Source organism: Streptomyces sp. G7(2002), assembly GCF_028870195.1.
Classification (GTDB): Bacteria; Actinomycetota; Actinomycetes; order Streptomycetales; family Streptomycetaceae; genus Streptomyces; species Streptomyces nigrescens.
In genome coordinates, this window is the sequence record NZ_CP102609.1 from 4,547,611 (window position 1) to 4,568,949 (window position 21,339).

Sequence of the window (21,339 nt, forward strand, 5' to 3'; positions counted from 1 at the left end):
ACCGCCACACCCTCCCCACGTACCGACCCCGCCGGAAGGGCGACCCCCTCAAGCCGCCGCCCCGGCCCCCGACGGACGGGGACCGGGGCGGCAGTCGGCGGGCAGGCCGCGTCAACGCCTGGCGCAGGAGGGGCTCTCGTTGCCGACGAGGCCGCTCGGCGGCCATCGGTCCCCGCCCATCAGGCGGCCGAGGCCCGTCCAGGCGAAGTTCATCATCGTGGCCGCCGTGTCCTTGGCCGACGGATGCTCGGGTTCGCCCGAAGCACCTTCGTCCGTACGGACATTGGCCCACTCGGCGAGCGACTCGGCCGCGCCGACAAGAGCGTGTGCGAGCCCGGCGACCTCGCGTTCGGCCAGCTCGCCGACGCAGCCCGCCTCCTTTGCTGCTGCACCCAGCAACTCCGTGACGAACTCGACGATCCCCGCCCGCATCGAGGCCACTTCACGCGCGAACGGCTCACCGTGCGTCCGCGCCTGCTGGTGGAGTACGGCCCAGCCGTACGGATGCTCGGCGGTGTGCGCGAAGAAGCCCTTCAGGCCGCTCCACAGCTGCCGGTCGGCCGCCACCCCCGGCTCGACGGCCGCCGTCACGGCCGCCACCAGCGCCTCCGACTCCCGCCGGATCACCGTATTGAACAGGTCTTCCTTCGAATTCAGGTAGAGATAGACCAGCGGCTTGGAAACTCCGGCCAGCTCGGCGATCTCGTCCATCGAGGCCGCCCGGTATCCACGCCGTGCGAACGTCAGCACCGCGGCATCCAGCATCTGCTGCTCCCGGACGGCGCGCGGCACCCGCTTGCTCTTCACAGCTCCCACCCTGAATGTCCCTCCATCCCGCCCCTTTACTGCAAAGTAAGTTTACGATCTTCGCTTCCTGCCCCTCATCCCTTGACGCGTTCGCGCCCATAGCGAGACGATACGTATCGTCGCGCTGCTCCGTGGTGCGACGCCCTCGTCCGCATCACTTGGAGGACCACCCCATGCAGCAGTTCATCGACGCCGCCCCCGGCATCCGCCTGTGGACCGAGCAGCGCGGCGCCGCCGACGCGGCTCCGCTGCTGCTGGTCATGGGTGCCCAGGCGTCCGGCCTCGGCTGGCCGGAGCCGCTGGTCGACGCGCTGGCCGCGCACCACCGGGTGATCCGCTACGACCACCGCGACACCGGCCGCTCCACCTGGTCCTTCGACGAGCAGCCCTACCGGATCGCCGATCTCGCCGATGACGTGATCGCGGTCCTGGACGGGCTGGGCATCGACCGGGCACATATCGTCGGCATGTCATTGGGCGGCATGCTTGCCCAGATGGTCCTCGCCGACCACCCCGACCGACTGCTCAGCGCCACTCTCATCGGCACCATGGCCCTCAGCACCACCCCCTACACCCGCCCCGACGGCAGCACGGTCCCGCCCGACGCGCTGCCGGGCATCGCACCCGAGGTCCTGGAGCTGTGGGCCCGTCCGGCCGAGGACCACGGTGCGGCGGCCGAGGTGGAGCGCCGGATCGAACACTGGCGCGTACTCGCCGGTGGCCGGCTCCCCTTCGACGAGGACTACTTCCGTGCCTTCGAGCAGCGCGTCATCGCGCACACGGGGCACCACCGGGTGGGCACCGCGCACGGCCGTGCGGCGGACGACGGCATGCTCCGTACCGACCAGCTCGCCAAGAACGAGGTGCCGGCCCTGGTGGTCAGCGCGCCCGCCGAGCCCGTCTTCCCGCCGCCGCACCCCCAGCACCTGGCCCAGTGCGTCCGGGGCGCGGAGCTCGTCGAGATCCCGGGCATGGGGCATGCGCTGCCGCCCGCCGTACACGCGCCGCTGGCCACGGCGATCCTGGCCCGCACGGGAGCGGTGACGGGCTGAGACCGGTCCCCACCGGGCCCGGCGGCCGGCTGGCCGGCCCGGAAACGACGCCGCCACGCGGACACAGACAGCGCCACCACCCGGCCCCTGGACCGTCTCCGCCCGCGGCGGACCCACCACTCGGCTGGGCTGCCCCACTGACCCCTTAGGTACAGTGCAGGCCAAGTAATCACCCTGTTTCCGCAAAGACTTGGGATGGCGCGGGCACAGGGGGACGCGGCAGGTCAACGGGAGGACGGGGCGAATGGGCGGCACGGGGTACGACGTAGAGAGCACGGCTCTACGTCGCTATGCGAACGCGGCGGACCACGCGGCGGACCAAGTGGAGAAGATCCGGAACCGGGTCGGCAAACTGCAGCTGTCCAGCGGTGTGTTCGGACAGCTGGCGGAGTCCGACAGCCTCAAGTCGGACTACGACACGCAGTCCGAGGAGGCGGTGAACGACCTCCACGACGTCAAGGAATCGCTGGGCGCCATCGCCGACGGGATCCGTCTGACGGCCGAAGCGTACGACAACAACGAGGATGACCAGGTCTACGCCCTCGGCGGGGGAGCCTCGTGAGCCAGGCACTGGAGCGCATCGGGTTCGACGTCGACTGGAGCAACCCGCTGGCGGGTGCGCTCGATTCCGTCATCCGGGGGGCCATCAAGGACCTCGGCCTCGACGAGTATCTGGAAAAGGTCAGCGGCGACAACGAGAAGCTGCTCGAAACCGCCAGGGAATGGCGAGCCGCCGCCCGTGACATGAACGGCGTCCTCGAGGATCTGCTGGCCGAGCGGAAGACGTTGCAGCGGTCATGGACCGGCGAGGCATCGGAAGCCTTCGGCGCCACCATGACGGAGTTCGAAAAGGCCCTCAAGGCCGAGGCCGAAGACATGAACACGGTCGCCGAACTCCTGGAAATGGCCGCCGAGGCGTGCACCGAGGCCGAGAACACGATGATCGAGCTGATCACCGAGATCGTCGAGGCCCTGCTGGTCGCGGCCGCGACGGCGGCGATCGTCGCGATTCTGACCGCTGGTGTCGGCGCCGCGATCGGTCCGCTCATCGGCGCCGCGGGGGCCGCGCACCGTGCGATGAAGGCCGTACGGATCACCGCGAAGCTGGCGGACAAGCTCAAGGATCTCGCCGACCGGATGCGGGCGGTGCAAAAGCTGCGGCGGGCGCGTATCAAGGCCAAGGCGCTGTGGCGGAACAAGAACGCCCGCAAGAAGATCAACAAGAACCTCAAGCGCATCGGCAACAAGGTGGTGGGCGCCAAGGCGGTCGGTGCCGTCATCGATGCGGGGCCGCTGGCGAACAGCGTCCTCGAACACCACACCGGCGTCGACGTCGGCGAGTGGGTCTCCGAGAAGACCGCCGGTGTCACCGAGAAGGCCCAGGAGGCGGGTAACGCGGCCGAGCGTGCGATCAACGACACCACCGGCCTCAAAGAGGTCCACATCGGCGACAAGAGCTGGGACGTCGAGCATCAGACCCCCGTCGGCCCGAGCGCCCCGAAGGCCGAGCAGCCGACCGAGCAGCAGAAGCAGTACGCCGACCGGCCCGACTCCGAGCGCTTCACCGACCGCCTGGCCGACAGCGCAGCGCGGTCCAAGCCCGTCCGGGAGGTCTTCGGATGAGTCTGCGGGTCGCCTGGGGGAGGGTGCCGTACAAGGAGGCGAGGGAGCGCGCGGCGCAGGCGCTGCCGGCCGGGGAGCGTCTCGTACAGAGCGAAGTCGCTCTCCCCGGGCGGAAGTTGCCCAAGCCGTGGCGGTGGAACCGCCCCCGCGTCCTGGCCGGCCGGCGTCTCCCGGGCGACCGCTGGGAAGGCACCAAGCGGGCCTTCTGGTCGGTCTACTGGCGTATCGACGCGATCCTCGAACCGATCCCCGATTTCTTCGGGGGGCGGCGCCCGAAGGGCAAGGCGCTCAAGGGCGGCTGGGGAAGCCTGGCGGGCGGGCTGGCCACCGCGCTGTGGCCGCGCGTGCCGACCACGGACGCGCTGCCGGTGCTCCAGCTCACCGACCGCCGACTGCACGTCAGCTATGTCCAGCGGGGCCGCCGCCGCGGAGAACTGGGCGCCGTCGAGCCGGGCTGGAGCGCGGCGCCGGAGCAGGTGGCCTGGGTCCGGCACCGTACCGACATCGACGCCGACAGCTTCGAATTCGGCTTCACGGACGGCTCCTGGGCCCGGGTGAATCTGCCGAGCCAGCACGCCGTGTACTTCACGGAGTGCTTTCCCCGGGCGGAGGCGGGACGGCGTTAGCGGGGCGGCCTTAGCGGGGCGGGCGCCACCGGCCTCCGGTCTCCCGGCGAGGCTGTACGTACGGATGCGCCCCGGTCCTTGGATCCAAGGACCGGGGCGCATCGGTGTGGCAGGCCGAGAACTACGCAGGAGTCGGCACCGGCACGGAAACCTTCTCGTCCGTGCCCTCGGCACCGGCCGTCTCCACGCTGATGCTCCGGGCTCCGTTGTAGGCGTCGCGGTCGAGGATCTTCTCCCGGGCGGACACCAGGATCGGGATGACCGCCTGACCGGCCACGTTGGTGGCCGTCCGCATCATGTCCAGGATCGGGTCGATGGCCATCAGCAGGCCGACGCCCTCCAGGGGCAGGCCCAGTGTGGACAGGGTCAGCGTCAGCATGACCGTCGCGCCGGTCAGACCGGCGGTGGCGGCGGAGCCGATGACGGAGACGAAGGCGATGAGGAGGTAGTCGCCGATGCCCAGGTGGACATCGAAGATCTGCGCGATGAAGATCGCGGCGATCGCCGGGTAGATCGAGGCGCAGCCGTCCATCTTGGTCGTCGAGCCGAACGGCACCGCGAAGGAGGCGTACTCACGGGGCACACCGAGGCGCTCGGTGACCTGCTGGGTGACCGGCATGGTGCCGACCGAGGAGCGGGAGACGAAGGCCAGCTGGATGGCGGGCCAGGCGCCGCGGAAGAACTGCAGCGGGTTGACCTTGGCGACGGTCGACAGCAGCAGCGGGTAGACCCCGAAGAGCACCAGGGCGCAGCCGACGTAGATGTCGACGGTGAAGGTCGCGTACTTGCCGATCAGGTTCCAGCCGTACGTCGCGATGGCGTTGCCGATGAGGCCGACGGTGCCGATCGGGGCGAGGCGGATGACCCACCACAGGGCCTTCTGGAGCAGTTCGAGGACCGAGCGGCTGATCGTGAGGACGGGCTCGGCCTTCTCGCCGAGCTGCAGCGCGGCGATACCGGCGACGGCGGCCATGAAGACGATCTGCAGGACGTTCAGCTCGGTGAACGGCGTGATGATGTCGGTGGGGACGATGCCGGTCAGGAAGTCGATCCAGGAGCCGGCCTCGTCGGGGGCCTTGCCGTCCTTGGGGGTCAGGCCGGTGCCCGCGCCGGGGTTGCTGAGCAGGCCGATCGCCAGGCCGATCGCGACCGCGATCAGCGAGGTGACCATGAACCACAGCAGGGTGCGGGAGGCGAGCCGGGCGGCGTTGTTGACCTGCCGCAGATTGGTGATCGACACCAGGATCGCGAAGAAGACCAGTGGCGCCACGGCCAGCTTCAGCAGCTGGACGAAGAGATCGCCGATGTGCTGCAGCGTGGTGGTGAGCCAGCCGACGTCACCGCTCTTGGCGATCCAGCCGAGCAGCACGCCCAGGGCGAGACCGGCCAGGATCTGCGCCCAGAACGGGATCTTGGGTATGCGGGAGGACCGGGGACTCTGCGGGGCCTGTGAAGACTCGGTGGTCTCGGCAGACGTGGACAACGGACACACTCCGGGGACAGGTGAGGGACGTCAGGGGACGGCGAAAAGAAGCGCCGGGAACTCGAGCGGCTGCGGAGCAGCTGCGTTGCGGGCCTCTCCCGCCCGGAGGGGTGGGGAGAAGGATCTCCGGCCGCTGGAGAAGAGAGGTCAGCGGCGGCAACAGGCCGCGGACATACAGCGGCAGAGATCGACATGCAGGCGCGCCACGAGCGGAGTGCTCATGGGGGACGGGGGCGCGGCTGCTGTCTTCATGACGAGCACGTTAACACTTGAACTTTGAGGAACCCAAAGAAAATCTTTGGGTTCCCGGGAGGGCCGTGCGCCGGAGTCTCCGTCAGAAACGCGACAGGCGCCCGGCCGTGGAGCAAAGTCCACGGCGACGGGCGCCTGTCGCGGAGGTGCGGCTGTGAGGCGTCTTACATAAAGGTCCAGGCCTTCAGAGCAGGCCGTCCTCCTGGCCGGCGTTGGCCGCGAGGCGCTCACGCTGGCGGTCGACCTTGGCGACGATCTGCTCGGACATCGCGTCCCGCTGCTTGCGCAGCAGCACAAAGCTGAGCGGCGCGGAGATCACGATGGCGAGCAGCAGCATCCACACGGTGTTGGCGGCGCCGATGGCGAGCGGAATGATCCGGAAGTACGCCAGCACCCACACCACGGCGAACGAGGCGACGAAGAGGCCGATGCGAAGGGCGGTGTAGCGGAGCGTGGCGAAGTTGTGGCTACTCACGGATGGGACCTTCTCCTCAACGGCAACCTAAAGGGTCTGCATCCAGTCAAGCACAGCGCTTCGGGCGATCTTCGCGGCCCCCGCCGCAGCCCGGCCCTGGCGCGGGCCCGGCCCCTCGGCGGCCCGCCCGGCCCGGCGGCCGGCCCGTCAGCCCAGATCCAGCCACATGGTGATGTCGTCGCGGTAGTCGTCGTCGGCCACCCGGATCGCGCCGGGCACCCGGCCGACCTCCTGGTAGCCGCAGGCCTCGTAGAAGGGGCGGGCGCCGGAGCCGCCGCGGCAGGTGAGACGGAGGGCGGTGATGCCCTCGACGGAGCGGGCGGCGTCGGCGACCGCCGTCATCAGCCGGCGGCCGGTGCCCCGGCCCTGGAGGGAGGGGTGGACCATGACGGTGTAGACCCACAGCCAGTGCTTCATCAGACGGTGGCTGTTGGTGGTGAGGAACGCCGTGGCCAGGACCCGGCCGTCCGTGTCGCGGCCGGCCACCAGGTGCTGGCGGCCCTCGGCCATGGCCGTCAGGTGCTTGAGGAGCTCCGGGCGGACGTCCTCACGGGTCACCGGCGGGACGAATCCGACCGCGCCCCCGGCGTTGGAGACATCGGCCCACAACGCGCATATTCCGTCATGGAGTTCGGGGGTGAGGGAAGGGGCCAGGTCGAAACGCACGTTCATGACCCGGACCCTAACTCTCGCCGTCGGCGGTGCTCCCGCGCAGGTCAGACGCGCATCGGCTGCGGGGATTCGCGGCGGTCCGGGTCCGGGCCCGGGTACTCGCGGATGGCCTCGTAGCGGGTGTTGCGCTCGACGGGGCGGAAGCCGGCGTCGCGGATCAGGTCCAGCAGGTCCTCACGGGTCAGCTTGTTGGGCGTGCCGTAGTTGTCCGCGTCGTGCGTGATCTTGTACTCGACGACCGAGCCGTCCATGTCGTCCGCGCCGTGCTGCAGGGCGAGCTGGGTGGTCTGCAGACCGTGCATGACCCAGAAGCACTTGATGTGCGGGACGTTGTCGAAGAGGAGGCGGGAGACCGCGAAGGTCTTCAGGGCCTCGGCGCCGGTCGCCATCGTCGTCCGGGCCTGGAGCTTGTTGCGGACCTTGCCGTCCTGCATGTCCACGAAGTCGTGCTGGTAGCGCAGCGGGATGAAGACCTGGAAGCCGCCGGTCTCGTCCTGGAGCTCTCGCAGCCGCAGCACGTGGTCGACGCGGTGGCGGGGCTCCTCGATGTGCCCGTAGAGCATCGTCGAGGGGGTCTTGAGGCCCTTCTCGTGGGCGAGGCGGTGGATGCGCGACCAGTCTTCCCAGTGGGTGCGGTGGTCGACGATGTGCTGCCGGACCTCCCAGTCGAAGATCTCGGCGCCGCCGCCGGTCAGCGACTCCAGGCCGGCGTCGATCAGCTCGTCGAGGATCTCGGAGGCGGACAGGCCCGAGATGGTCTCGAAGTGGTGGATCTCGGTGGCGGTGAAGGCCTTGAGGGAGACGTTCGGCAGGGCCTTCTTCAGCTCGCTGAGCGAGCGGGGGTAGTAGCGCCACGGCAGGTTGGGGTGGAGCCCGTTGACGATGTGCAGCTCGGTGAGGTTGTCGTTCTCCATCGCCTTGGCGAGGCGGACGGCCTCCTCGATGCGCATCGTGTACGCGTCCTTCTCGCCCGGCTTGCGCTGGAAGGAGCAGTAGGCGCACGACGCGGTGCACACATTGGTCATGTTGAGGTGACGGTTGACGTTGAAGTGGACGACGTCGCCGTTCTTGCGCGTGCGCACCTCGTGGGCGAGGCCGCCCAGCCATGCCAGGTCGTCGGACTCGTAGAGGGCGATACCGTCCTCGCGGGTCAGCCGCTCCCCGGCGTGGACCTTCGCCTCCAGCTCGCGCTTGAGGCCCACATCCATCGACGCAGCCATCCGGTCGCCTCCCAGTCTCTGCCGTATCGGTGCCGTTCTTCGGAGCCCGAAACGGGCTTCGTCGAGCGTACTCCCCCGTAATGAGGGCGGACGGGGCCCCCTGGCCACCCGTCCGCTCCGGTGTGTCCCGCCGGCGCCCGGTGGCCTATTCGGCCTCTTCGGGCAGTTGGCCGACGCGGTTCTCCCACTTGGTGGAGAGCACGATCGTGGTGCGCGTACGGGAGACGCCCTTGGTGCCGGACAGCCGCCGGATGGTGCGCTCCAGACCGTCCACGTCACCCACCCGCACCTTGAGCATGTAGGAGTCGTCGCCGGCGATGAACCAGCAGTCCTCGATCTCTTCGAGGGCGCGCAGGCGCTGCGCGACGTCCTCGTGGTCGGTGGCGTCCGACAGCGAGATGCCGACCAGCGCGGTGACACCGAGGCCGAGCGAGGCGGCGTCCACCGTCGCGCGGTAGCCGGTGATCACACCGGCCGCTTCGAGGCGGTTGATCCGGTCCGTGACGCTGGGCCCGGAGAGGCCGACGAGCCGGCCGAGCTCCGCATACGAGGCCCGCCCGTTCTCGCGAAGTGCCTGGATGAGCTGCCTATCCACCGCGTCCATGCCCTCAAGCCTTCCAATCTTTACGCATATTCGGGTTCTGCATGTAGAATCTAAGGCATACAGGGCTTCCACCCTGCGAATCTTTCAGACGATCAAAGACGATCTCACAGGAGTTGTCACCGTGTACTCGATCGAGATGGCTTACGCCCGCATGCGCGAGCTGCAGGACCAGGCCAATCGTTCACGTGCCCACCGGTCCGCGGCACCGCGGGCCCGGCGCCTCTTCGGCCGCGCCGCGGCGAAGAAGCGCTAAGGAGCCTCCGGGGCCTCCTCCGCATCCTTGGAGCCACCCCGCAGCTCCCCCTCCCACCGCCGGTACAGCCCGTGCGGCACCTCGGCCGCATCGAGCGCCCGGCCCGCGACGAAGTCCACCAGATCCTGGATGTGCGTCGCCCCCGCATAGAACGCCGGTGAGGCGGGCAGCACCACGGCGCCCGCCTCGTCCAGCGTCACCAGATGCTTCAGCGTCGGACCGTTCAACGGCGTCTCGCGCACCGCGACCACCAGCCGCCGCCGCTCCTTGAGGGTCACGCTCGCCACCCGCTGCAGCAGATCCTTCGACAGCCCGAGCGCCACTCCGGCCACACACGCCGTGCTCGCCGGGACGATCAGCATGCCCTTCACCGGATACGAGCCCGACGAGGGCCCGGCCGCCAGATCCCCGGCCGGCCAGTACCGCACATCCGCCAGGTCCGCCTCCGTCACCGGAAACGTCGCCGGTTTGCCATCGGCTCCACGCGCCAGCCATTCCCGCAGGTCAGCGCGCCAATGAGCATCCCGGAAGGCAATGCCCGTCTCGTCCAGGAGGGTCAGCCGCGACGCCCGGCTGACGATCAGGTCCACCGCCTCCCCGGCGGCGAGCAACCCGCGCAGGACGGACGCGGCATACGGCGTCCCGGACGCGCCGGAGATCCCCACGACCCACGGCCGGCGTCGGCCGGGGCCCTGCTTACTGGTGTCGTTGTGCGGCGGCTCCACGCATCGAGCCTATCCGGCGGAACCATGGACCCCCTCACGGCCGTTCCTACGTGTGCGCCCCTCGCGCAGCCCCGCCGAGGGCCGCCCCACCGGGGGACGAGAAAGGGACGGCCGGAGATGACATCACGCGCGAAGCCCGCGGTCTGCCTGATGCTGGGCTGGGTGGCCCTGCTCTGGCTGCTGGAGGGCGTCGACTTCGCCACCGGCGGCGCGCTGGACACCTTCGGGATCGCCCCGCGCGAGCCCGCCGAGCTGGCCGATGTGGTGCCCGCCGCCTTCCTGCACTTCGGCTTCGGCCATCTCGTGGCGAACACCCTGCCGTTGCTGCTGCTCGGCCTGGTCGCCGCGCTGCGCAGCGGGGTGCCCCGCTTTCTCGCCGTCACCCTGCTGATCATCCTCACCAGCGGGCTGGGCGTCTGGTTCACGGCCGCGCCGGACAGCAACACCGCGGGCGCCTCCGGTGTCGTCTTCGGGCTCTTCGGCTATCTCCTGGTGCGCGGCTTCATCGAGCGCAAGCTCCTCGACATCGGCATAGGCCTGGTGGTCGGCGTGCTCTACGGCTCGATCCTGTGGGGCGCGCTGCCCACCGACAGCGGCATCAGCTGGCAGGGGCATCTGTTCGGGCTCATAGGCGGGGTGCTGGCGGCCTTCGTCTTCCGGGTGCGCGCTCCCGGCCACCTGACCGCCGCCGATGTCCGGCCCATCACGTAGCCTCGGGCCGAACGGGAGGTGCGGGCCGTGCACACGGCCCCGCACCGCGCGCCGCGACGCGCGAGACGCAGCACTTACGGGGTGAGCAGAGCATGTCCGACCACTACCAGCCCGGTTACGGTCCACCGCCCGGCGGGCCGCAGCAGCCGTACGGGACACCGCAGCAGGGCTGGCCCGGCGCCGCACCCGGCCAGCCGGGCGGCTACGGCTACCCCGGCACGCCGCCGCAGCCCGGCTACGGCAGCCAGCCGCCCACGCCTTCCTCGGGCCCCGCGATGTGGTCCCACCTCGGCGCGCTGCTGACCGTCACCGCGGGCACAATGATGTGCTGCGGCCTGGGCGCCTTCCTCGGCTGGATCTACCCGCTGTCCCTGCGCGGCAACGAGCGCCACAAGCACGACCCGTACATCCGCCACCACGCCACCCAGGCGGTGAACTACGGCATCACCCAGGCCATCATGGCGGCCCTCGGACTGGTCCTGTACGTCGCCAGCGCCCTCATCTTCGCGGCGGCCGCCACGGAGGAACAGCGCAACAGCTCCGGCCTCGCGGTCCCGCTGCTGACCGTGATCGTCATCTTCGGCGCCTACGCCCTGTCCGGCGTGGTCTGCGCCGTCATCGGCACGGTCAAGGCCACCCGCGGCGAACTCTGGACCTATCCGCGCCTGATCGCCTGGCCCCTCAGCAAGGGCTGAGGGACGTTCAGCAAGGGCTGAGGGACGTCCGGGCTCGGCGTCGCCCCGCACGGTTCACCGCCGCGGCCCGCAGCACACCGCAAGGAACCGATCACTCTCCGTAATCGTTGCCGGATAAGAGGAGGCAGCACACCCGGCCCGGACGGAGGGACAGCATGGGGCGGACAGCGGAACAGCACGGGGTGGGCGGCGGAACAGCATGGAGGGGGTGGCGGTGCAGCACGGCGCGGTCCGCCCGCTCTACGGCGCGGCCGACCACCGACAGCGGCCGACCAGCAACCGTCAGAGGCCGACCATCAACCGTCAGACCGTCAGCCCCCGCACCAGCAGGTCCAGCAGCGCGCAGACGAAGAGCGCGATCCCGATGAACCCGTTGACCTGGAAGAACGCCCGGTTCAGGCGGGTCAGGTCATGCGGCTTGACGATCGTGTGCTCGTACAGGAACGCCGCCGCCACGATCACCAGGCCCAGCCAGAGGAACACCCCCGCACCGGTCGCCACGGCGTACCAGGCGAAGAGCGCCGTCGTGACGAGGTGACAGCCGCGCGCGCCCCAGACCGCGGCCGGGATGCCGAAGCGGGCCGGGACCGACAGCACGCCGATCTCGCGGTCCGTCTCCACGTCCTGGCAGGCGTAGATCAGGTCGAAGCCGCCGATCCAGATGCCGACCGCGAGACCGAGGATCACCGCCTCCCAGGACCAGGTCGCGCTGATCGCGAGCCAGGCGCCGATCGGGCCCATCGCCTGGGCGAGGCCGAGGATCGCCTGCGGGAAGTTGGTGAACCGCTTGCCGTAGGGATAGACCACCATCGGCACCACCGCGAACGGCGCGAGCGCCAGGCACAGCGGGTTCAGCAGGGCGGCGGCGCCCAGGAAGACGACGAGCGCGATCAGCGCGCCCGTCCACGCGGACTTCACCGAGACCGCGCCGGTGACCAGTTCCCGTTGCGCGGTGCGCGGGTTCCGGGCGTCGATCTCGCGGTCGATGATGCGGTTCGCGGCCATCGCGAAGGTGCGCAGGCCGACCATGGCGACGGTGACGAGGAGCAGCGGGCCCCACTGGATGTGCCGGCCGCCCTCGTACATCGCGGTCAGCGCAGCGATGTAGGCGAAGGGCAGCGCGAAGACCGAGTGCTCGATCATCACCAGGCGCAGGAAGGCCTTGGTGCGGCCCGGCTGCGGGACCGCTGCGGATGCGCTGCTCACGAGAGGCCGTACTCCTTCCAGCGGCGGTCGACCAGCGCCGCCGTCCGCGGGTCGGACTCGACCATCTCCGGCCAGCCCCCGTCCCTCGTGTAGCCCTCCTCGGGCCACTTCTTCGTCGCGTCGATACCCGCCTTGCCGCCCCAGAACTGCTGGTAGGAGGCGTGGTCGAGATGGTCGACGGGACCTTCGACGACGGTGAGGTCGCGGGCGTAGTCGGTGTTGCCGAGCGCCCGCCAGGAGACCTCGTGGAGGTTGTGCACATCGCAGTCCGCGTCCACGACCACGATCAGCTTGGTCAGCGACATCATGTGCGCGCCCCAGATGGCGTGCATGACCTTCTGCGCGTGCTTGGGGTACTTCTTGTCGATCGAGACGATCGCGCAGTTGTGGAAGCCGCCGGACTCGGGGAGGTGGTAGTCCACGATGTCCGGGACGATGATCTTGAGCAGGGGGAGGAAGAAGCGCTCCGTCGCCCGGCCCAGCGGGCCGTCCTCCGTCGGCGGCCGGCCGACCACGATCGACTGGAGCAGCGGCCGCTTACGCATCGTCACACAGTCGATGGTCAGCGCCGGGAACGGCTCCTGCGGCGTGTAGAAGCCGGTGTGGTCGCCGAACGGGCCCTCGGGCAGCATCTCGCCGGGCTCCAGCCAGCCCTCGATGACGACCTCGGCGTTCGCCGGGACCTGGAGCGGGACGGTCTTGCAGTCGACCATCTCGATCCGCTTGCCCTGGAGGAAGCCCGCGAAGAGGTACTCGTCGATGTCCCCGGGCAGCGGCGCGGTCGAGGCGTACGTCACGGCCGGCGGGCAGCCGAAGGCGATGGCGACCGGCAGCTTCTCCCCGCGCTTGGCGGCGACCTGGTAGTGGTTGCGGCTGTCCTTGTGGATCTGCCAGTGCATACCGATGGTGCGCTTGTCGTGGCGCTGCAGCCGGTACAGGCCGAGGTTGCGCACCCCGGTCTCCGGGTGCTTGGTGTGCGTCAGCCCCAGGTTGAAGAAGGAGCCGCCGTCCTCGGGCCAGGTGAACAGCGCCGGGAGCCGGTCCAGGTCGACGTCGTCGCCGCGGAGCACGACCTCCTGTACGGGCGCTTCCTTGACCTTCTTCGGCGGGACGTGCGTCATCCCGGCGAGCTTTCCGAACGCCTCGCGCACGCCGACGAAACCGTGCGGCAGCTCCGGCTTGAGCAGCCCGCCGATCTTGCCGCTGATGTCCTCGTAGGACTTCAGGTCGAGCGCCTTCAGGAGCCGGCGGTCGGTGCCGTAGACATTCATGGCGAGCGGCATCGCCGAGCCCTTGACGTTCTCGAAGAGCAGCGCGGGACCACCGGACTTCTGCACCCGGTCCACGATCTCGCCGACTTCCAGATACGGGTCGACCTCGGCCTTGATGCGCTTGAGGTCGCCTTCCCGCTCAAGTGCGCGCAGGAACGAACGAAGATCGTCGTAAGCCATGCGTTCCAGTATCGGGTACGCACTACCCTGGACGGGTCACCGGGCCCCGCCGAGGGCCCGCCGTCGCGCGCAGGGGGCCCGTTCCGCAATGCTCAGGTATCTGCCGTTCCTACTGGTGCTGGCGCTGTGGATCTATGCGTTCATCGACTGCCTGAACACCCCCGAATCGCAGGTGCGCGGTCTGCCCAAGGTGGTCTGGGTCCTCATCATCCTGCTCTTCGGCGAGGTACTGGTCGGGCCGGTCGCCTGGCTGGTGGCGGGCAAGCAGCGGCAGCCGGCGAAGGGCGGCGGCAGCACGCCGTCGGAATGGCACCGCAGGCACCGTACGAAGTTCGTCGCACCGGACGACAACCCCGAGTTCCTCCAGTCCCTCAAGAAGGAGAACACGAAGGACGAGGCGCTGCTCAAGGACTGGGAGGCCGATCTGCGCCGCCGCGAGGACGAGCTGCGCCGCAAGGAGACGAAGCCGGGCGAGTCGAACGGCCCGGACGCCCCCCAGCCGCCCACCAAGGGCTAGCCGCTTCTCTCCCCCCCGGCCCCTACCTTCGACCGCCCACGCGGCCGTCCGTAGGAGGCCATGGCCCGTCGTCACCGTCCAGTCGTACGCCACGGCCCCCGCACGCCACAGTCAGTCATGCGGCACAGTCAGCCGTGCGGCACAGTCAGCCATACGGCACGAAATCGGCCCGTACGACGCCGCACCGGCGGTCACCCCGGCGTACCGTGACCTCATGGACCGCACGCAGGACTGGGGGCAGGACCGCGACGAGTTCCGGCTGCACGGCAGCGTCGACGGCCACAGCGACCCGACCGGGCACCCCGACCATCTGCAGGAGCAGGCCCGCGCCATGCTGGCGACGGCGGTCGCCGAGGCACGCGCCGGACTGGCCGAGGGCGGCATCCCAGTCGGCGCGGCGCTCTACGGAGCGGACGGCACCCTGCTGGGCCGCGGCCACAACCGCCGCGTCCAGGACGGCGACCCCACCCTGCACGCCGAGACCGCGGCCTTCCGCGCGGCCGGCCGCCGGCACAGCTACCGCGGCACGACGATGGTCACCACCCTCTCCCCCTGCTGGTACTGCAGCGGCCTGGTCCGCCAGTTCGGCATCTCCCGGGTGGTCATCGGCGAGGCCCGCACCTTCCACGGCGGCCACGACTGGCTGGCCCGGCACGGCGTACGGATCGTGCTCCTGGACGACACCGAGTGCGCGTCGATGATGCGCGACTTCATCCGGGCGAGCCCGGAGCTGTGGCGGGAGGACATCGGGGACGAGTGAGGGGCGGAGGGCGGGCCATCGCGCCCGTTCAGGCCCACCGACCCCACAATTCGCTGGCTCCCGCCCCCGCGCTCCCGCCAGGATGAGCCGTCATGAGCACCAGCCCCGACGTCCCCGTACAGGCCGCGCACGCCCCCGTGGACCCCGCACACCCCGCCGAGCCCCACCGCCGGATCCGCGCGCTGTATACGGAGCGGACCGTCACCGTCTACCAGGCCTACTCCCCCGCGCTGGGCGTTCCGGCCGCGCGGGACGGGCGTTTCCCCGCGGCCTGGAAGCGGGAGCGGATGACATGGATCAAGCCGTCGTTCCTGTGGATGATGTACCGCTGCGGGTGGGGTACCAAGGCGGATCAGGAGACGGTGCTCGCCGTGGAGATCGGGCGGGACGGGTTCGACTGGGCGCTGGGGAATGCCTGTCTGTCGCATTTCGACGCCGATGAGCACGCCGACCGCGGGGTGTGGCGGCGGGAGTTGAAGGGGTCGCCGGCGCGGGTGCAGTGGGATCCGGAGCGCGATCTGTGGTTGCGGGCGCTGCCGTACCGTTCGCTGCAGCTGGGGCTGGCGGGGGAGGCGTCGCGGCGGTATGCGGACGAGTGGACGGTGGGGATCGCGGATGTCACCCCGCTGGCCCAGGAGGTCCGTGCGCTGGTGCGTGCCGGGGAGACCGCGGCGGCCGCCGCGCTGCTGCCCGAGGAGCGTCCCTACCCTGCACCCGAGGGAACTCCGGGCCTGGGCCGCGTGTCCTGACGTCGCGTCATAAACACGTAGTGGGGGTGGCGCGCGGTCCGCCGTGCGCTGCTTCGTGTGGCGTACGGGACGTAGCGAGGTCCGGCCAACTCAGCGCCGTTCACAGCCAATTGACGCGTCATTCAGCAACCTCCCCCTGCCCGGGAGACTCGGCCGCCGCCACAGTCAAGTCGGCCCACTGAGGGCTCCCGCGACTCAGGGAGAGTGGCACATATGCCTGACATGACCCGACGAAGACTCCTCGGCTCCGCGGCCGGCACGGTCGGCGGCGCCGCCGCGCTGTCGCTGCTGCCGCCCAGCGTCCAGAAGGCCGTCGCCGCCGGACCAGCACGTCACGGCTCACTGCACGACGTCGAGCACGTCGTGATGCTCATGCAGGAGAACCGCTCGTTCGACCACTACTTCGGCACCCTGCGCGGCGTCCGTGGCTTCGCCGACCCGGACGCGCTGACGCTGCCGGACGGCCGGTCCGTCTTCCATCAGCCGGACGCGCAGAACCCGGACGGCTATCTGCTGCCGTTCCGCCTCAACACGCACACCACCAGCGCGCAGGCCATCCCGTCCACCAGCCATGCCTGGTCGGTGCAGCACGAGGCGTGGAACGGCGGGAAGATGGACCGCTGGCTGCCCGCGCACCGCAAGGCCGACGGCATCAACGGGCCGTACGTGATGGGCTATCACACCCGTGCGGACATCCCCTTCCAGTTCGCCCTCGCCGAGACGTTCACCCTCTGCGACAACTACTTCTGCTCGGTCTTCGGCCCGACCTGGCCCAACCGGCTCTACTGGATGACCGGCACCCTCGACCCGGGCGGCACCCTGGGCGGGCCGGTGCTGAACAACACCGCGCCCCGGCCGTACCGCTGGACGACCTACGCCGAGCGGCTGGAGGCGGCGGGCATCAGCTGGAAGGTCTACCAGGAGGAGGACGACTACGGCTGCAATCTCCTGGAGCAGTTCCAGACGTTCCGGGACGCCAAGCCCGGGGAGCCGCTCTACGAGCGCGGGATGCGGGCGCAGCCGGCCGGCGCCTTCGAGGACGACGCCCGCGCCGACCGGCTGCCGGCGGTGTCCTGGCTGATCCCCACCAGTCATCAGTCCGAGCATCCGGACTATCTGCCGGCCGCGGGCGCCGACTATGTCGCCAAGAAGATCGAGGCGATCGCGTCCAACCGGAAGGTGTGGGCCAAGACGGTCTTCATCCTCAATTACGACGAGAACGACGGTCTCTTCGACCATGTGCCGCCGCCGGTGCCGCCCCCGGGGACGAAGGACGAGTTCGTCCGGGGCCTGCCGATCGGCGGCGGCTTCCGGGTGCCGTGTCTGATCGTGTCGCCGTGGACGGTGGGCGGCTGGGCCGCCGGTGACCCCTTCGACCACACCTCGGTGCTGCAGTTCCTGGAGCGCTGGACGGGCGTCGCTGAGCCGAACATCAGTGACTGGCGGCGGTCCGCCTTCGGCGATCTGACCTCGGCGTTCGGCTTCCGGCATGCGGCGCGCCGGCCGCCGTGGCTGCCGGACGACACCGCGCGGCAGCTGGTCGAGGCGCAGTGGGAGGTGGCGCATCTGCCGAAGCCGACGCTGCCGGGCGGCGGGCAGCGGCCGCCGCGCCAGGAGCGCGGCCGGCGCCGGCGGCGCTGAGGGCGCGGTCGGCGCCGGGGGCGCGGGCCTGGCGCTGAGGGCGCGGGGCCGGGCGCGCCGTTCCCCGTGAAACGACGGTGCCGTACGGGGGCCTCAGGACGAGGCCTCCCGTACGGCACCGGGGTGGCGGTTCGCACCGCCGTGGATCACGCCGGCGGCGGGACTGCTGCGGTCAGACTCCCGCGTACGAGTGCAGGCCCGTCACGAAGATGTTCACGCCGTAGTAGTTGAACAGGTAGCAGGCGAAGGCGATCAGGCCGAGCCAGGCGGCCTTGCGTCCCTTCCAGCCGGCGGTGGCGCGGGCGTGCAGATAGCAGGCGTAGGCGACCCAGGTGATGAAGGACCAGACCTCCTTGGGGTCCCAGCCCCAGTAGCGGCCCCAGGCGGCCTCGGCCCAGATGGCGCCCGCGATGATGGTGAACGTCCACAGCGGGAAGACGGTGGCGTTGATGCGGTAGGCGAACTTGTCCAGCGAGGCGGCCGAGGGCAGCCGCTCCAGCACGGAGGTGGCGAAGGCGCCGGGCTGCTTGCCCGTCGGGTCGGCGAGCTTGGCCTCGTGGCGGTCGCGGAAGAGGAACAGCCCCGTGGAGACGGCACCGAGGTAGAGCGCCGCGCCGGAGATGATCGCGCAGCTGACGTGGATCCACAGCCAGTACGAGTGCAGCGCGGGCACCAGCTGGTCGCTGGCGGTGTAGAGCACCGAGACGGCCAGACCGAGGTCCAGCAGGACGCTGGTGACCAGCGGGAGGCCGATCCAGCGGACGTTCTTCTTGAGCACGAGCAGCAGCAGGAAGAGGCCCACCGCGACCGCGGCGAAGGTCGTGGAGAACTCGTACATGTTGCCCCAGGGGGCACGCTGCACGGACAGGGCGCGGGTGACGACGCCGCCCACGTGCAGCGCCCAGGCCAGCACGGTCAGCGAGATGGCGATCCGCCCGTAGAGGTCGCCCTTCTCGGTGCCGCCCGCGGCGCCCGGCCCGTCGGGGACGTCGCGGCTGCCGGGGACGGACCTGCTGATGACCTTGGGGCGCTCCAGTACGGCGGTTCCGGCGGAGCCGCTCGCACCGGCCCGGGCGGACGCCGTCGCGGGCGCCTTGGCCTGGACGGTCAGGGCGGCGGCGGTGCGGCCGACCTTGCTGCGGCTGCCGAACACCCACTCGGCCATGTGGGCGAGGAAGGCGAGCGTGTAGACCGCCATCGCCGAATAGACCAGCATGTTGCTGTTGTGCGCCATTGTCTCGTTGGCTGCGGCAGCGAGGTTCACGCGCGCGCTCCTTCAGAGGGGTCAGCAGGTCCGTCAGAGTCAGTGGGCTCCGCGGGGTCTTCGGAGTCGGGGCCGGTGTCCGGGGCCGGTCCGGGTTTCGGGTCGGGTGCCGGGCCGTCGTCGTCGGTGGCCGGGGCGAGGGGGGCGTCGGGCTCCAGTGCCAGCGCGAGCTCGGCGAGCTCCTCCGGCAGCCGGGCGGACTCGCTGCGGCCGAGTCCGGCCAGCTCGACGACGGTGTGCCCGTCGGCGTCCGCTTCGGCGCGGACCCACACCCGGCGCCGCTGGATGAACAGCGAGCCGGCCAGGCCGACCAGGGCGGCGGCCGCGCCGGTCAGCGCGAGGCCGTTGCCGGGCTGGTGGCTGATCTTGAAGCTGGCCCAGCTCTTGATGCCGGTGAACTCGATGCTGCCGTCGCCGTTGGGCAGCTTCATCGTCTCGCCGGGCAGCATCATCTTGGCGACCGGGCGGCCCTTGTCCTTGTATTGCTTGAGGCGCTTCTTGTCGAGCTGGTAGACGTTCTGCGGCAGCCCGGAGCCGACGCCCAGGTCACCGTGGTAGGCGGTGAGCGTCAGCACGGGGTAGTCCAGCGCCGGGAACTGGGAGAACATCGAGCCGGAGCCCTTGCCGCCGAACGTCGGCACGAAGAAGCCCTGGAAGCCGAGCTGATTGCGCTTGCCGTCCTCGGTCTGCGCGCCGGGCACCTTCACCACACCGGTCGAGGTGAAGTTCTTGGGGTCCTGCGGGAGGAAGGGCACCGCGCCCTTGTAGACGACCTTGCCGCGGCCGTCCTTGACGGTGACCTCCGGCGAGTAGCCGTGCGAGAGCAGGTAGACCTTCGAGCCGGCGATGTCGAGCGGGGTGTTCACCTCGATCGCGGTCTTGTGCTCCTTGCCGTCCGCGCCGGAGAAGTACGTGATGTGGGCGCGGAAGATCCGCGGGGTGCCCTTCTGCGGGCCGGACCGCTCGTAGGTCGCCTCGAACTTGTTGAGCGTGAAGCCGAACGGCTCCAGGGTGTCGGTGTCGAAGAAGGCACCGGACTTGAAGTCGTCGTACTGGGTGAGGCTGTTGGCGAAGCCGTCGCCCTCGGTGATCAGCTTGCCGCCCTCGGACTTCCACAGGCTGCCGACGGCGAACGCCACCAGCATCACGATCAGCGCGAGGTGGAAGACGAGGTTGCCGACCTCCCGCAGATAGCCCTTCTCGGCGGCGACGGCGGTGCCGTCCAGGTGGGCCCGGAACCGCCGCTTCTTCAGCAGCCGCTGCGCCGCCCCGAGGACCTCCTCGGGCGCCGCGTCGGTGCGCCAGGTGGTGTACGCGGGCAGCCGGGTCAGCCGGCGCGGGGCGGCCGGCGGGCGGCCGCGGAGCTGTCCGACGAACTGCCAGCTGCGCGGCACGATGCAGCCGATCAGCGAGATGAACAGCAGCAGGTAGATCGCCGAGAACCACACCGAGCTGTAGACGTGGAACATCCCGAGCTTGTCGTAGATGTCGGCGAGGGTGGTGTGCTCGCTCTTGAACTGGTCGACCTTGACCGGGTCGATGCTGGTCTGCGGGATCAGCGAGCCGGGGATGGCGCCGACGGACAGCAGGAAGAGCAGCAGCAGCGCGACCCGCATCGAGGTCAGCTGCCGCCAGAACCAGCGCGCCCAGCCGAGGGGGCCGAGCGAGGGGAGGGTGACATCCTCCGTGGGCGCGGTCGAGAGCTGGGACCCGGCCGCGCCGAGATCGCTGCCCGTGTCGGCCGCGGGGCCCTCGTCGCGGGGGGTGCCGGTCTTGGTGGACATCAATCAGATCCCAACGGTGGAGCTTTGCGTCCAGGCCTGCACCTCGGACATCAGACTGTCCCAGACGCCGGTGACGAGGAGGATGCCGAGCGCGATCATCATGCCGCCGCCGAGCCGCATCACCCACACGTAGTGCCGCTTGACCCAGCCGAAGGCGCCGAGCACCCGGCGGAAGGCCAGCGCGACCGCGATGAACGGCAGGCCCAGGCCCAGGCAGTACGCCACGGTGAGCAGGGCGCCGCGGCCGGCGCTGGCATCGTAGAACGTGAGCGTGCTGACGGCGGCGAAGGTGGGGCTCAGGCAGGGCGTCCAGCCGACGCCGAAGAGCACCCCGAGTACCGGCGCGCCGGCCAGGCCCATGGCGGGCTTCTTGTGGAAGCGGAATTCGCGCTGCCCGAAGTTCTTGAGGACGCCGGCGAAGGCCAGCCCGAGCAGGATCATCAGCACGCCGAGGACGCGCGAGATGACGTCCTTGTACTCCTGGAGGTCCCGGCCGACGAAGCCGAAGAGCGCGCCGCCGGAGACGAAGACGGCGGTGAAGCCGGCGACGAAGAGGCCGGCGCCGGCCAGCATCCGGCCGCGCCGGGCCTCGCCGAGGTCGGTGCCGGTGACGCCGGTGACGTAGGACATATAGCCCGGCACCAGCGGCAGGACGCAGGGCGAGAAGAACGAGACGAGTCCGGCGAGGAGCGCGATGGGGGCGGCGGCGAGGAGGGTGCCGTTGAGGACGGTCTGGTTCTCCGCGGCGGCGGCGAGCAGGGTCACGTGA

At 70.2% G+C, this 21,339-nt stretch carries 23 protein-coding genes; 11 read left to right on the forward strand and 12 right to left on the reverse strand.

Annotated elements, in window-relative coordinates:
• Positions 1–111: 111 nt before the first annotated feature.
• The gene (locus NUT86_RS19020) at positions 112–816 is read right to left on the reverse strand and encodes a TetR/AcrR family transcriptional regulator (RefSeq protein ID WP_274736619.1); all 705 of its coding nucleotides are present in this window, start codon (positions 814–816) and stop codon (positions 112–114) included.
• A 164-nt stretch (positions 817–980) separates the two neighbouring features.
• On the opposite strand from NUT86_RS19020, the gene NUT86_RS19025 reads away from it, so the two are divergent.
• From NUT86_RS19025 to NUT86_RS19040, 4 genes are all read left to right on the forward strand, one after another.
• Positions 981–1,859, forward strand: coding sequence for an alpha/beta fold hydrolase (locus tag NUT86_RS19025; RefSeq protein ID WP_274736621.1), 879 nt, complete (start codon positions 981–983; stop codon positions 1,857–1,859).
• Positions 1,860–2,103: 244 nt separating this feature from the next.
• Positions 2,104–2,421 (forward strand): DUF2563 family protein, encoded by a 318-nt coding sequence (locus NUT86_RS19030; protein WP_018090988.1) that lies wholly within the window; start codon positions 2,104–2,106, stop codon positions 2,419–2,421.
• On the forward strand, positions 2,418–3,482 hold the full coding sequence (locus NUT86_RS19035) for a WXG100 family type VII secretion target (protein WP_266450173.1): 1,065 nt from the start codon (positions 2,418–2,420) through the stop codon (positions 3,480–3,482). Before NUT86_RS19030 ends, NUT86_RS19035 begins: the two co-directional genes overlap by 4 nt.
• Entirely contained in the window at positions 3,479–4,108 is a 630-nt protein-coding gene (locus NUT86_RS19040) for a hypothetical protein (RefSeq protein WP_274736624.1), read from the forward strand. Before NUT86_RS19035 ends, NUT86_RS19040 begins: the two co-directional genes overlap by 4 nt.
• 121 nt (positions 4,109–4,229) lie before the next feature.
• Here the strand turns inward: NUT86_RS19040 and NUT86_RS19045 are convergent, their stop codons facing one another.
• The 5 genes from NUT86_RS19045 to NUT86_RS19065 all read right to left on the reverse strand — a co-directional run bounded on the left by NUT86_RS19045 (position 4,230) and on the right by NUT86_RS19065 (position 8,814).
• On the reverse strand, positions 4,230–5,591 hold the full coding sequence (locus NUT86_RS19045; protein ID WP_109890664.1) for a dicarboxylate/amino acid:cation symporter: 1,362 nt from the start codon (positions 5,589–5,591) through the stop codon (positions 4,230–4,232).
• A 436-nt stretch (positions 5,592–6,027) separates the two neighbouring features.
• A complete protein-coding gene (locus NUT86_RS19050; RefSeq protein WP_093645035.1) occupies positions 6,028–6,318 on the reverse strand; it encodes a DUF4229 domain-containing protein in 291 nt (96 codons plus the stop codon).
• 147 nt (positions 6,319–6,465) lie between these two features.
• Complete coding sequence (locus NUT86_RS19055) at positions 6,466–6,990, reverse strand: GNAT family N-acetyltransferase (protein ID WP_274736628.1); 525 nt, start codon at positions 6,988–6,990, stop codon at positions 6,466–6,468.
• A 44-nt stretch (positions 6,991–7,034) separates the two neighbouring features.
• Positions 7,035–8,198, reverse strand: a complete 1,164-nt coding sequence (gene mqnE, locus NUT86_RS19060) for an aminofutalosine synthase MqnE (RefSeq protein ID WP_018090994.1) — start codon at positions 8,196–8,198, stop codon at positions 7,035–7,037.
• A gap of 157 nt (positions 8,199–8,355) precedes the next feature.
• Positions 8,356–8,814, reverse strand: a complete 459-nt coding sequence (locus NUT86_RS19065) for an Lrp/AsnC family transcriptional regulator (RefSeq protein WP_018090995.1) — start codon at positions 8,812–8,814, stop codon at positions 8,356–8,358.
• 121 nt (positions 8,815–8,935) lie between these two features.
• Between NUT86_RS19065 and NUT86_RS19070 the strand changes: the two genes are divergently transcribed.
• Positions 8,936–9,067 carry a hypothetical protein gene (locus NUT86_RS19070; RefSeq protein ID WP_018090996.1) on the forward strand — a complete coding sequence of 44 codons (132 nt, stop codon included), beginning with the start codon at positions 8,936–8,938 and terminating at the stop codon, positions 9,065–9,067.
• Here the strand turns inward: NUT86_RS19070 and NUT86_RS19075 are convergent.
• Positions 9,064–9,792, reverse strand: a complete 729-nt coding sequence (locus tag NUT86_RS19075) for a UbiX family flavin prenyltransferase (protein ID WP_093645031.1) — start codon at positions 9,790–9,792, stop codon at positions 9,064–9,066. The two genes, NUT86_RS19070 and NUT86_RS19075, sit on opposite strands and share 4 nt — an antisense overlap.
• A gap of 117 nt (positions 9,793–9,909) precedes the next feature.
• On the opposite strand from NUT86_RS19075, the gene NUT86_RS19080 reads away from it, so the two are divergent.
• On the forward strand, positions 9,910–10,503 hold the full coding sequence (locus NUT86_RS19080; protein WP_093645029.1) for a rhomboid family intramembrane serine protease: 594 nt from the start codon (positions 9,910–9,912) through the stop codon (positions 10,501–10,503).
• 92 nt (positions 10,504–10,595) lie between these two features.
• Positions 10,596–11,198 (forward strand): DUF4870 domain-containing protein, encoded by a 603-nt coding sequence (locus NUT86_RS19085; RefSeq protein WP_274736632.1) that lies wholly within the window; start codon positions 10,596–10,598, stop codon positions 11,196–11,198.
• Positions 11,199–11,501: 303 nt separating this feature from the next.
• Here NUT86_RS19085 and mqnP read toward each other — a convergent pair whose 3' ends face one another.
• Both mqnP and NUT86_RS19095 read right to left on the reverse strand, forming a co-directional pair.
• The gene (mqnP, locus tag NUT86_RS19090) at positions 11,502–12,404 is read right to left on the reverse strand and encodes a menaquinone biosynthesis prenyltransferase MqnP (RefSeq protein WP_274736634.1); all 903 of its coding nucleotides are present in this window, start codon (positions 12,402–12,404) and stop codon (positions 11,502–11,504) included.
• On the reverse strand, positions 12,401–13,855 hold the full coding sequence (locus NUT86_RS19095; protein ID WP_018091001.1) for a menaquinone biosynthesis decarboxylase: 1,455 nt from the start codon (positions 13,853–13,855) through the stop codon (positions 12,401–12,403). Before NUT86_RS19095 ends, mqnP begins: the two co-directional genes overlap by 4 nt.
• 88 nt (positions 13,856–13,943) lie before the next feature.
• Between NUT86_RS19095 and NUT86_RS19100 the strand changes: the two genes are divergently transcribed.
• The 4 genes from NUT86_RS19100 (at position 13,944) to NUT86_RS19115 (ending at position 17,522) form a co-directional block, all read left to right on the forward strand.
• The gene (locus NUT86_RS19100; protein WP_274736637.1) at positions 13,944–14,372 is read left to right on the forward strand and encodes a PLD nuclease N-terminal domain-containing protein; all 429 of its coding nucleotides are present in this window, start codon (positions 13,944–13,946) and stop codon (positions 14,370–14,372) included.
• Between the two features lie 214 nt (positions 14,373–14,586).
• Complete coding sequence (locus tag NUT86_RS19105; RefSeq protein WP_323182535.1) at positions 14,587–15,132, forward strand: nucleoside deaminase; 546 nt, start codon at positions 14,587–14,589, stop codon at positions 15,130–15,132.
• Between the two features lie 92 nt (positions 15,133–15,224).
• Positions 15,225–15,881, forward strand: a complete 657-nt coding sequence (locus tag NUT86_RS19110; RefSeq protein WP_274736639.1) for a DUF4291 domain-containing protein — start codon at positions 15,225–15,227, stop codon at positions 15,879–15,881.
• Positions 15,882–16,094: 213 nt separating this feature from the next.
• Positions 16,095–17,522 carry an alkaline phosphatase family protein gene (locus tag NUT86_RS19115; protein ID WP_274736641.1) on the forward strand — a complete coding sequence of 476 codons (1,428 nt, stop codon included), beginning with the start codon at positions 16,095–16,097 and terminating at the stop codon, positions 17,520–17,522.
• A 172-nt stretch (positions 17,523–17,694) separates the two neighbouring features.
• Here NUT86_RS19115 and ccsB read toward each other — a convergent pair whose 3' ends face one another.
• Genes ccsB through NUT86_RS19130 form a run of 3 tightly spaced genes read right to left on the reverse strand, consistent with a single transcriptional unit; the run spans position 17,695 to position 21,335 of the window.
• Positions 17,695–18,786 carry a c-type cytochrome biogenesis protein CcsB gene (ccsB, locus tag NUT86_RS19120; RefSeq protein WP_266450160.1) on the reverse strand — a complete coding sequence of 364 codons (1,092 nt, stop codon included), beginning with the start codon at positions 18,784–18,786 and terminating at the stop codon, positions 17,695–17,697.
• A complete protein-coding gene (gene resB, locus NUT86_RS19125; protein WP_274736643.1) occupies positions 18,783–20,570 on the reverse strand; it encodes a cytochrome c biogenesis protein ResB in 1,788 nt (595 codons plus the stop codon). The genes ccsB and resB overlap by 4 nt, the downstream gene beginning before the upstream one ends.
• A gap of 3 nt (positions 20,571–20,573) precedes the next feature.
• The gene (locus NUT86_RS19130; RefSeq protein ID WP_093645015.1) at positions 20,574–21,335 is read right to left on the reverse strand and encodes a cytochrome c biogenesis CcdA family protein; all 762 of its coding nucleotides are present in this window, start codon (positions 21,333–21,335) and stop codon (positions 20,574–20,576) included.
• Between the last annotated feature and the right edge of the window lie 4 nt (positions 21,336–21,339).